9 protein-coding genes are annotated in these 10,204 nt (G+C 71.8%); 4 read left to right on the top strand and 5 right to left on the bottom strand.

The genetic code is table 11. The features are described from left to right. The first annotated feature begins 337 nt into the window (after positions 1 to 337). The gene (locus tag ACFY12_RS33420) at positions 338 to 1,507 is read left to right on the top strand and encodes a threonine aldolase family protein (RefSeq protein WP_390719726.1); all 1,170 of its coding nucleotides are present in this window, start codon (positions 338 to 340) and stop codon (positions 1,505 to 1,507) included. A 133-nt stretch (positions 1,508 to 1,640) separates the two neighbouring features. Here the strand turns inward: ACFY12_RS33420 and ACFY12_RS33415 are convergent, their stop codons facing one another. Further along, complete coding sequence (locus ACFY12_RS33415; protein WP_390719725.1) at positions 1,641 to 1,886, bottom strand: hypothetical protein; 246 nt, start codon at positions 1,884 to 1,886, stop codon at positions 1,641 to 1,643. Positions 1,887 to 1,985: 99 nt separating this feature from the next. Here ACFY12_RS33415 and ACFY12_RS33410 point away from each other — a divergent pair, with 99 nt between their 5' ends. Continuing rightward, on the top strand, positions 1,986 to 3,095 hold the full coding sequence (locus ACFY12_RS33410) for a DUF5937 family protein (RefSeq protein WP_390719724.1): 1,110 nt from the start codon (positions 1,986 to 1,988) through the stop codon (positions 3,093 to 3,095). A 30-nt stretch (positions 3,096 to 3,125) separates the two neighbouring features. Here ACFY12_RS33410 and ACFY12_RS33405 read toward each other — a convergent pair whose 3' ends face one another. After that, on the bottom strand, positions 3,126 to 3,809 hold the full coding sequence (locus ACFY12_RS33405) for a response regulator (RefSeq protein ID WP_390719723.1): 684 nt from the start codon (positions 3,807 to 3,809) through the stop codon (positions 3,126 to 3,128). 153 nt (positions 3,810 to 3,962) lie between these two features. Next, positions 3,963 to 5,168, bottom strand: a complete 1,206-nt coding sequence (locus tag ACFY12_RS33400) for a sensor histidine kinase (RefSeq protein WP_390719722.1) — start codon at positions 5,166 to 5,168, stop codon at positions 3,963 to 3,965. A gap of 200 nt (positions 5,169 to 5,368) precedes the next feature. On the opposite strand from ACFY12_RS33400, the gene ACFY12_RS33395 reads away from it, so the two are divergent. Together ACFY12_RS33395 and ACFY12_RS33390 are read left to right on the top strand one after the other, a co-directional pair. Next, entirely contained in the window at positions 5,369 to 6,595 is a 1,227-nt protein-coding gene (locus ACFY12_RS33395) for an SAM-dependent methyltransferase (protein WP_390719721.1), read from the top strand. A gap of 33 nt (positions 6,596 to 6,628) precedes the next feature. Then, positions 6,629 to 7,771: an NADH-quinone oxidoreductase subunit D gene (locus ACFY12_RS33390; protein WP_390719720.1), complete on the top strand. Its 1,143-nt coding sequence runs from the start codon at positions 6,629 to 6,631 to the stop codon at positions 7,769 to 7,771. A 129-nt stretch (positions 7,772 to 7,900) separates the two neighbouring features. Here ACFY12_RS33390 and ACFY12_RS33385 read toward each other — a convergent pair whose 3' ends face one another. Together ACFY12_RS33385 and ACFY12_RS33380 are read right to left on the bottom strand one after the other, a co-directional pair. Beyond that, positions 7,901 to 9,166, bottom strand: coding sequence for a hypothetical protein (locus ACFY12_RS33385; RefSeq protein ID WP_390719719.1), 1,266 nt, complete (start codon positions 9,164 to 9,166; stop codon positions 7,901 to 7,903). 64 nt (positions 9,167 to 9,230) lie between these two features. Continuing rightward, a complete protein-coding gene (locus ACFY12_RS33380; RefSeq protein WP_390719773.1) occupies positions 9,231 to 10,184 on the bottom strand; it encodes an ABC transporter substrate-binding protein in 954 nt (317 codons plus the stop codon). Positions 10,185 to 10,204 lie beyond the last annotated feature (20 nt).

Here is a 10,204-nt window from a genome sequence, read left to right as displayed (position 1 = left end):
CTACGCGAGTGCTTCCGGCGGGTCCGGAGACTGCGCTGAGGGTGAGACCAGGGTCTCTCGCGGAGTTATCCACAGGGGTCGCGGGCCTGCGGCGGGCTGGGCCATGCTCGGTTCCACGACGCGGGTCGGCAGACACAGCCGGCACGGCAGGCGCAGTCGGCACGGCACGGGCAGTCGACGCGGCACGGGCAGTCGACGCGGCAGGCACAGCAGGCACACATCAGGGGGAATCATGAAACAGCAGATGGGCGAAGCAGGGGCAGGAGCAGGAGCAGGAGCAGGGGCAGGGGCAGGAGCAGGGGACCGCACCCCAGGCCCTCCGGTCGACCGGACGCGCATGGTGGCGGCGTTCCGCGGCGCGGAGCGGGTGCTGGCGGGCGGCGCGCGGGTCGGGACGATCCGCGAGCGGCTGGCCCGCCTGGTGGCCGATGCCCCCGCCGCGTACGACCTGGACGACGTGACCGACATCTACGCGAATGACGACGGCGTGGTCGGTGCCCTGGAACGCCGGACCGCCGAGGCCCTGGGCACCGAGGACGCCGCGTTCTTCCCGACCGGCACGATGGCTCAGCAGGTGGCGCTGCGCTGCTGGGCGGGGCGTACGGGCAACGCGACGGTGGCCGGCCACCCGCTCTCCCATCTGGAGATGCATGAGCGCGACGCGTACGCGGTGGTCAGCGGCCTGCGGATGGTGCATCCGACGCGCGCCCCACGGCTGCCGACAGCCGCGGAGGTCTACGAACTGCGGGAGCCTTTCGGGACGCTGGCGCTCGAACTTCCCCTCCGGGAAGCCGGGTTCACCCTGCCGACGTGGGAGGAGCTGACCTCGGTCGTGGCGGCGGCGCGGGACCGCGACGCGGTGGTGCACTTCGACGGCGCGCGGCTGTGGGAGTGCGGCCCGCATTTCGGCCGCGGTCTCCCGGAGATCGCCGCCCTCGCGGACAGCGTGTACGTCTCCTTCTACAAGTCGTTGGGCGGCATATCGGGCGCCGCACTCGCCGGCTCTGGGGACTTCGTGGCGGAGGCACGGGCCTGGCGGCACCGCTACGGCGGCCAGCTGTTCCAGCAGTGGCCGGCCGCCCTGGCCGCGCTGGCCGGCCTGGACCGCGAACTGCCACGGCTGCCGGAGTACGTGGCCCAGGCCAAGGTCGTGGCGCGGGCCCTGCACGAGGGGCTGGCCGATGCCGGCGTGCCGTGGTTCAGGGTGCACCCGGAAGTGCCGTACACCCACCAGTTCCAGGTGTGGCTGCCGTACCCGTCCGAGGTGCTGACCGAGGCCGCCGTACGCCAGGCGGAGGAGACCGGGACGGCCCTGTTCGGCAGATGGTCCGAGCCGGACCTGGCCGGACCGCCCGGAGTGGCCATGACGGAGCTGACGATCGCCGCCCCGGGTCTGGAATGGGCAACGTCGGAGAGGCCGGAGAGGCCGGAGAGGCCGGAGAGGCCGGAGATACGGGCGGCGGTCGCGGAGTTCATACAGTTCGTGCAGTCGGTGCAGCCCGCGTAGCCCGCATAGCCCGCATAGCCCGCATAGCCCGTGTGTCCGCGCCGTTCGCACCGTTCGCGCCGTCCGTACAGTTCGTGCAGTTCGCGCCGTCCACGCAGCCTGTGCAGTTCGTGGACTACGCGGAGTTCGTGGACTACGCGGAGCGGGTGGGGTCCGCGGGGAGGTGACGGCGGGAGACGGCACGCAGGGCCCGGCGGATCCGCCCCGCGATGCGCCCCGCGAGCCGGCCCTCCGGCTCGCCGATCACGGCCTGGAAGCGGCGCCACTGCTGGATTTCGCGGACGGTGCGGACGGTGCGGGTGCCCGGGGCGGGCGGGGCGGTCTCACCGTGCTGGGCGGCTCGGTAGGCGTCGAGGAGGTGCTGCTGGGTGGCGTTCATGGCGTCACTGTGGGGCCGACCGGCGGCCGGTGGCACGTCGATTGACGGGAGCCGTCAATCGACGACCGTGCAGGTCGTGGCCTCGCGCATGATGGGTCCATGGCCAACGTCATCGACATCACCGGGCTGCTGCCGGAGCGCGTTCTCTTCGCGCCCTCCCCGCTCGCGGAGCTGGGCGCCGCACTGCACGCGCTGTCCGAGCCGGCGCACCACCCCGGGCTGCACGGCTGGGTCACCGCCACCAACGCGGCGTTGAAGACCGACCTGGCCGACCGGCTGTGCGAGGCGGACTTCCTGTGGCGGTCGGCCCGTTCGGACATCCTGCTGCCCGCCCGGCCCGGGGCGACGCTGACCGAGGAGCTGGACGAGCTGGACAAGATCGACGACGAGCGGTTCGTGGCCGCCGTGTTCGAGATCTCCTGCACGACGACGTACACCCGGTGCACGCCGTCGCCGCTCGTCGACGAGCACGAGCGCGCCCGGGTGCGGGAGATGGCCGCCGCACGCGGCCCCCGGCAGGCCGCCTTCACCGACCGGATGCTCACCGACCCCGACGGCCTGCGGATATGGCTGCGCCGGCTCTTCGAGGACTGCGAGGACGCGTTCTTCGGGGACATCTGGCGCCGGGTGGGCGTCCAGCTGGCGGCCGACGCCCGGCACAAGACCGAGCTGCTGCGGCACAAGGGCCTGGCCGAGACGCTGTCCGCGACGTCGAGCGCACTGTCCCTGGAGGACGCGCAGGACGGCAGTGGCGGTACCCGCATCCTGGTCGACAAGCTCGCCCGGGGACGCACCACGGCGTTCGCCAGTCCCGCCGATCCCGGCGTCACCTTCCTGCCGACGTCGTTCGGCTGGCCGCATCTGCTGTTCAGCCACGCTCCGGGCTGGCGGCCGGTGCTGCAATACCCCGTCGCCGGCCCGGAGTTGCCGGCTCCGGCCGCGCTGGAACTCGTACAGCAACGGCTGGAGGCGCTGGGGCACCCGATGCGGATGCAGCTGTGCCGGATGCTGTCGCGGGGGCCGCACACCACCGGGGAGCTGGCGGCCGCGTACGGCATCACAGCGCCGGAGGTGTCGCGGCATGTGGCGACGCTGAAGAAAGCCGGGCTGGTCCAGACGCGGCGCCGTGGCCGCTATGTGCTGCACCAGCTGGACCTCCAGGTGGTGGCCCGGCTGGGCAGCGACTTCCTGGAGGGCGTACTCCGGTAGGCGAGAGTCGGCCGGCGGCAGGCGATCCGCCTACGCCCCCGCTCCCCCGGCCCTCACCAGCCCCGTCTCGTACGCCAGCACCACCGCCTGGACCCGGTCGCGCAGGCTCAGCTTGGTGAGGATGCGCCCCACATGGGTCTTCACCGTGGCCTCGGACAGCACCAGCCGCCCCGCGATCTCACCGTTCGACAGGCCCTGGGCGACCAGGAGCAGCACCTCCCGCTCGCGGTCCGTCAGCCGGTCCAGCTCGGGGTGGGCCGATGTGGCGGAGGCAGTGGGCAGCATCGGCGTGAACCGGTCGAGGAGCCGGCGGGTGGTGGAGGGCGCGACGACCGCGTCGCCGCTCTCCACCGCCCGGATCGCGGAGAGCAGCTCAGCCGGCGGCACGTCCTTCAGCATGAAGCCGCTGGCCCCGGCCTTCAGGGCCGAGAAGGCGTATTCGTCCAGGTCGAAGGTGGTCAGGATGAGCACCTTCGGGGCGTCCTCGCGCTGCCCGCCCTCGCAGATCCGGCGGGTGGTCTCCACCCCGTCCAGATGCGGCATACGGACGTCCATGAGGATCACGTCGACCTTGGTGGAGCGGAGGACCTCCAGGGCCTCGACTCCGTCACCGGCCTCCGCGACGACCTCCATGTCGGGCTGGGCCGCGAGCACCATCCGGAAGCCGGTGCGCAGCAGCACCTGGTCGTCGACGAGCATCACGCGGATGGTCATGGCAGGGGGTTCCCTTCAGGCATGGGCGGGAGAGGCGTGGACGGGAGGGGATGCGGAGGCGTGGGGACGACGCGGAGGCGTGGGGACAAGGGCGAGCGGGTGGGGACAAGGGCGAGCGGGCCGGGGCTGCGGCAGCATGAGCTTGGCCGGTCCTCACTGGGCCGGTTTGAACGGCAGTACCGCGCTGACCCGGAAGCCGCCGCCCGGCCGCGGCCCCGCGGTCAGGCTGCCGCCGACCATACCGATACGTTCGCGCATCCCGATCAGACCGTGGCCGAGGCCGTCGGCCCCGCCTTCTTCGTACAGCTCGTGCTGCGCACCGCGCCCGTCGTCCTCCACGAGCAGATCGAGTTCGTCGTCCCGGTAGGCGAGGCGGACGGTCGCGCGGACATCGGACCCGCCGTGCTTGCGCGTATTGGTGAGTGCTTCCTGGACGATGCGGTACGCGGTGAGTTCGATGCTGCTGGGCAGCGGGCGGGGCTCGCCCTCCACCCGGAAGTCGACCGGCAGTCCCGCGCCGCGCACCTGGTCCACAAGTTCGGTGAGCTGCTCGACGCCGGGCTGGGGGACGTACTCGCCGCCCTCGGGCTGTTCGCCGGTGCGCAGGACGCCCAGCAGGCGGCGCATCTCGGCCAGCGCCTGACGGCCGGTGCCGGAGATCGTCTCCAGAGCCTGCCGGGTCTGTTCGGGCGCGGCATCGAGGACGTACGCGGCCCCGTCGGCCTGGACGACCATCACCGAGACGTTGTGGGCGACGACGTCGTGCAGCTCGCGGGCGATCCGGGCCCGCTCGGCGGCGACCGCGATCCGGGACTGCGCCTCGCGCTCCTTCTCCAGCCGGGTGGCCTTCTCCTCCAGCTGCGCCCAGTAGGCGCGGCGGGTGCGCATGGAGTCGCCGAGCACCCAGGCCAGGACGAGCGGCAGGGTGACCAGCACCGCACCGATCAGCTTGTCCCGCACCGTCGAGGACGACCCCTCCGACAAGCGCCACACGGCGAGGGTGGGGCCCACGACGGCGCCGGCGAGGGCGGAGCGCGACGCCCAGCGGGGGATGGTGGGGCTGGAGGCGACGGTGTAGGCGATCACGAACATCGCGAGGTTGGCGGTGAGGGCCACGGTGTCGGAGATCAACTGGCCGACGCCGATGGCGATGGTCAGCAGCAGCATCTGCACGGGGGCCTTGCGACGCAGGGCCACGGCGAGGCAGAGGCCGACCGTGAAGATCATGAGAGGGGCAGGACTCTTGCCCTCGGCTTCCCCCGAGCCGATCGACAACAGGCTGAACCCGAGCAGGAGGATGGCCCAGAAGCTGTCCACCCCCGTCGGGTGCCTGCGGAGGAAGTCGTAGAGACGGTGCACGTCACCCAGCGTAGGCAGGCCTGATAGGTGCATGAGTCAACCGGAGGAGCGATCCTCCGCGCCGGGTCTACTCCCCAAGGTGGAGAACCTCTGCGCCATATGTGCCGGACCCTGGCATGACCTGGCATGACGTGGCATGACCTGCCATAACCTGCGAAGCCCCCGGGTACGGGCCGGGTGCCCGCCCGTACCGTGGTCGTGTGACGAACGAGTGGCGTGGCTGGCGGGAAGCGACGGAGCGGGCGCTGTACGGCCCGGACGAGGGCTTCTACACCCGGACCGGGGGCCCCGGCCCGGCCGGTCACTTCCGTACCTCGGTGCATGTCTCCGCGCTGTACGCGGGCGCCGTCGCCACTCTCCTGTGCCGCGTCGACGCCGCTCTCGGCCATCCGGGTGAGCTGGCGCTGATCGACGTGGGCGCGGGCCGCGGCGAGCTGCTGACCGGGGTGCTGGCCGCACTGCCGGAGGGGGTCGTGGCGCGGCTGCGCCCGTGCGCCGTCGAGCGGGCCGCGCGCCCCGAGGGCCTGGACCCGCGGATCGAGTGGCGGGCCGAGCTGCCCGCCGTGGGCTCGGTCGCGGGGCTGCTGTTCGCGAACGAGTGGCTCGACAATGTGCCGGTGGACGTCGTGGAGACGGACGCGGACGGGGTGCCGCGCCGGGTGCTGGTGCGCGACGACGGTACCGAGCGGCTGGGCGATCCGGTCGACGGCGCGGACGCGGAGTGGCTGCGCCGGTGGTGGGCGCCGCCGCTGTCGTCCGACTCCACGCTGTCGTCCGACTCCACGCTGTCGTCCGATCCCGCGCTGTCGTCCGATCCCGCGCTGTCGTCCGATTCCACGCTGTCCTCGGATTCCACGCTGTCCTCGGATTCCACGCTGTCCTCGGATAAGGCACTGACCTCGGATAAAGCCCTGACCGCGGATAAAGCACTGACCGCGGCTACCGGGACGGGCGCCCCGCCCCCGGGGCTGCGCGCCGAGATCGGCCGCCCACGGGACGAGGCCTGGGCGCGGGCCGTCCGGACGCTGCGCGCCGGGCTCGCCGTCGCCGCCGACTACGCGCACGAACGGGGCCATCGCCCGCCGTTCGGCACGCTCACCGGCTTCCGCGACGGCCGCGAGGTCCGCCCCGTACCGGACGGCGGCTGCGACATCACGGCGCATGTGGCGCTGGACGCCTGCGCCGGGCCGTCGGCGGCACGGCTCACCCAGCGGGAGGCGCTGCACGCCCTGGGGGTGGACGGCCGTCGCCCGTCGCTCACCCTGGCCACCGCCGACCCGGCCGCGTACATACGGGCGCTGAGCGCTGCCGGTGCGGCGGCGGAGCTGACCGACCCGGCGGGCCTGGGCGGCTTCGGCTGGCTGCTGGAGCCGGTGGGCGAGGAGTGTGCAGGGCTGCTCACACGGCTCGAGGACCGGGACGCCTGACGGCCGCGGACGGCGTGCTGCGAGACTGTTGCCATGACGGAGACGACGGTCGGCATCGGCGGCGCGGCGGAAAGCACCGACATGGTGCTGAACATCGGCCCGCAGCACCCCTCGACGCACGGTGTGCTGCGGCTGCGCCTCGTCCTCGACGGTGAGCGGATCCAGCACGCCGAGCCGGTGATCGGCTATATGCACCGCGGTGCCGAGAAGCTCTTCGAGGCGCGCGACTACCGCCAGATCATCATGCTCGCCAACCGGCACGACTGGCTGTCGGCGTTCTCCAACGAGCTGGGTGTGGTGCTGGCCGTCGAGCGGATGCTGGGCATGGAGGTGCCCGAGCGGGCGGTATGGATGCGGACGCTGCTGGCCGAGCTGAACCGGGTGCTGAACCACCTGATGTTCCTCGGCTCGTACCCGCTGGAGCTGGGCGGTATCACGCCGGTCTTCCACGCGTTCCGGGAGCGCGAGGAGCTGCAGACCGTCATGGAGGAGATCTCCGGCGGCCGGATGCACTACATGTTCAACCGCGTCGGCGGCCTCAAGGAGGACCTGCCGGCCGGCTGGCTCGGCCGGGCCCGGCAGGCCGTCGCCGATGTGCGCTCCCGTATGGACGTCTTCGACAACCTGGTCCTGGGCAACGAGATCTTCCGCGGCCGTACCCGCGGGGTCGGCGTGCTGGCGCCGGAGGCGGTGCACGCGTACGGCGTCTCGGGGCCGATCGCCCGGGCCTCCGGTGTCGACTTCGACCTGCGGCGTGACGAGCCGTATCTGGCGTACGGGGAGCTGGGGTCCACGCTGAAGGTCGTCACCCGGGAGGAGGGCGACTGTCTGGCGCGCTTCGAGTGCCTGCTGGAGCAGAGCCACAACGCGCTCGATCTCGCCGACGCCTGCCTGGACCGGATCGCGGAGCTGCCGCCGGGGCCGATCAACCAGCGGCTGCCCAAGGTCCTGAAGGCGCCCGAGGGCGCGACCTACGCCTGGACCGAGAATCCGCTGGGCATCAACGGCTACTACTTGGTCTCCAAGGGCGACAAGACGCCTTACCGCCTGAAGCTGCGCTCGGCGTCGTTCAACAACATCCAGGCGCTGGTGGAGCTGCTGCCGGGGACGCTGGTGGCCGATATGGTCGCCATCCTCGGGTCGATGTTCTTCGTGGTGGGGGACATCGACAAGTAGGCCCCTCCGGGCCCGTCCACATCCTGTGGACAACTGAACGAAGGCGGCCCCGGAGCCTCCACCGGCTCCGGGGCCACGCGTCGTCCGTCCGGGCGTCTGGGCGTCCGGGCGTCTGGGCGTCCGGGCGGGTCAGGAGATGGCGCTGCGCAGTGCGCCGACGTCGAGCTGCTCGGTCTCGTCGTGCGCGGTCAGGTCGATGACCTCACCGGCATCAGCGGCATCACCGGAATCACCTGCATCCGGGACGTCCATGTCCTCCGCGGTGTCCACGTCGTCTGCGGCCTTCACGTCCTCTGCGGCGTCCACGGAGTCCACGTCGTCCGCCTCGGCCGCAGCCTCCACGCGATTCTTCGTGGATGACGCGGACGTAGTGGTCGACGCGGACGACTGTGCACGGGCCTCCGCGCGCGCCGACTGCTCGGCGACGGCCTCGTCGCCCACGACGTCCGCCAGGTCGTCCTGCAACGGTGCGGTCAGCTGCCGGGGTCCGGGCGAGGTCGTGTTGCCGAAGAAGTCGAAACCGCCCAGCTCGCGGGACGCGGTGGGACGGGACGGGGCGATGGCGGCGGCCGGGACCGGGCGCAGCGCGGGTCCGGCGGCGGCAGCCGTACGGGCGTGAGGTACGCCGCCCGTGTGCTCGGCGGCGGCCGCCGGGGAGTTCCCCCGGCCGTTGTCACCGTCCCCGCCGCTCCCGGCCGTATCCGTAGCGCCCTGGGCCGCGTCCTGCGCAGACTGCTGGGCGGAGGCGGATTGCTGAGCGGAGGCGGATCGCTGGGCGGCGCGCTGCCGGGCGGCGTTGCGGGCGAGCTGACGAAGCGCCTGGTCGGCCTGCGCGAACGTGGCCGGAGCCGGGGCCGCGGCCGAGCCGTCCGCTGCGGGGGCGGGCGCGGACTCGCGGCGAGCCGGGACAAGGGCCGAAGTGACCGAAGTGGCCGGGGAGGCGGACTCGATGGCCAGCAGCCGGCGGACCTCCAGGGCACTGGCCCGCTCGGTCTCGGCGGTGGCGTAACGGCGCAGCAGTTCGGCGTGTTCGCTGCGCAGCCGGGCCAGTTCGGCCCGCTTGGCACGGAGTTTGGCGTCCAGGGCGGTGCGGAGCTCGCGGGACTCCTCGACATCCGTTTCGAGCTCGGCTATCCGCTCCTCGGTACGCCACTCGTCGCGCGTCCGGGCGCGGCTGAGTTCGGCGACCCGGCGGCCGGCGTTACGGTCCCAGCTGCGCAGCAGGACGGCGCCGGTGAGTGCGGCGGCCGCCGCGCCCGCGGCGAGCACCCGCTGCACCAGATCGTCGCCGACGAACCACGCGCCCGCGGCGCAGGCGATTGACGCACCGGCGACCGTCACAGGAGGAAGCAGCCGGTGGAGGGGTGGTGAATGGCGGTGGCGTCCTCGTGGCATGGCCAGAAACTTACCGTGCGTGCGGGACCTGTGGGGCCCCGCACACCAATCCGTTTCCCGCTGGTTACTTCTTGACCAACCCCTTGGACTCCACATAAGCCTGCGCGACATCCGTGGGCTTGAGCCGCTCGGCATCGACCTTGCGGTTCAAGTTGATCAAGTCTTCGGTCGTCAGCACGCGCGTCAGCTTCCCGAGCGCGGCCTCGATCTCCTTGTCACCGGCGGTCCTGGCATTCACCACCGGCAGCACATTGTCGGCGTTCTGGAGCTTCTTGTCGTCGTCGAGAAGCACCAGTCCGAAGTTGTCGAGGGTGGCGTCCGTGGTCGTGGTGAGCACCAGTTGGTCCGTGCCGTCCTTGACCGCCTGTTTGGCCTGCGGGGTCCCGACTCCCTTGGGATCCAGGCCGGCGATGTCGATGCCGTACGTACGCTCCAGGCCCGGCTTGCAGAACACCCGGGTCTCGCACTCCTCGCCCGCCGCGACTTTGATCTTCTGTTTCGATCTGCCGAGGTCGGAGAGGGTCTTCAGCCGGTGCTCGGCGGCGAATTCCCGGCTGACCGCGAAGGCGTTCTGATCCGTCGCCGGGCCCGCCGGCAGCACCTTGAGTCCGCGCGGCCCGGCGAGCTTCCCGAGTGCCGTCACCGTCTTGTCGATGTCGCTGGAGGCGACGGGCTTCGCCTTACTGCCGTTCACCTTCGCATTGAGGAATTCGGCGAGGGTGGAGGCGTATTCCGGCACCACATCGATCTGGCCCTTCTCCAGGGCCGGTTCATAGAGCTCGCGATTGGCGAGCGTCTGTATTCGGGTGCGGTAACCGGCATCGGCGAGGATCCTGGAGTAGACCTCCGCGAGCACCTTGGACTCGGTGAAACCGGCCGAGCCGATGACGATCTCGCCCTTGCCGCCCTTGCCGTTGGCGCCGCCCTTCTCCTCCAGGCTCTGGCCGCACGCGGCCAGCCCGGCCGCCGACGCGACCACGGTGCCCGCGACAAGCGCGGTACGGGCCGCACGCGACATGCTGCTCATGGATGCCACCT

The organism is Streptomyces sp. NPDC001339 (genome assembly GCF_042895955.1).
Lineage (GTDB): Bacteria > Actinomycetota > Actinomycetes > Streptomycetales > Streptomycetaceae > Streptomyces.
The sequence above is the reverse complement of the archived record's forward strand: the minus strand, read 5'-3'. Positions and strand labels throughout refer to the sequence as shown.

What these genes read in the sequence shown, in the direction of transcription:
- ACFY12_RS33420 (WP_390719726.1), top strand. Translation starts at nt 338, where the DNA reads ATGGTGGCGGCGTTCCGCGGCGCGGAGCGGGTGCTGGCGGGCGGCGCG.
- ACFY12_RS33415 (WP_390719725.1), bottom strand. Translation starts at nt 1,886, where the DNA reads ATGAACGCCACCCAGCAGCACCTCCTCGACGCCTACCGAGCCGCCCAG.
- ACFY12_RS33410 (WP_390719724.1), top strand. Translation starts at nt 1,986, where the DNA reads ATGGCCAACGTCATCGACATCACCGGGCTGCTGCCGGAGCGCGTTCTC.
- ACFY12_RS33405 (WP_390719723.1), bottom strand. Translation starts at nt 3,809, where the DNA reads ATGACCATCCGCGTGATGCTCGTCGACGACCAGGTGCTGCTGCGCACC.
- ACFY12_RS33390 (WP_390719720.1), top strand. Translation starts at nt 6,629, where the DNA reads ATGACGGAGACGACGGTCGGCATCGGCGGCGCGGCGGAAAGCACCGAC.
- ACFY12_RS33385 (WP_390719719.1), bottom strand. Translation starts at nt 9,166, where the DNA reads ATGCCACGAGGACGCCACCGCCATTCACCACCCCTCCACCGGCTGCTT.
- ACFY12_RS33380 (WP_390719773.1), bottom strand. Translation starts at nt 10,184, where the DNA reads ATGTCGCGTGCGGCCCGTACCGCGCTTGTCGCGGGCACCGTGGTCGCG.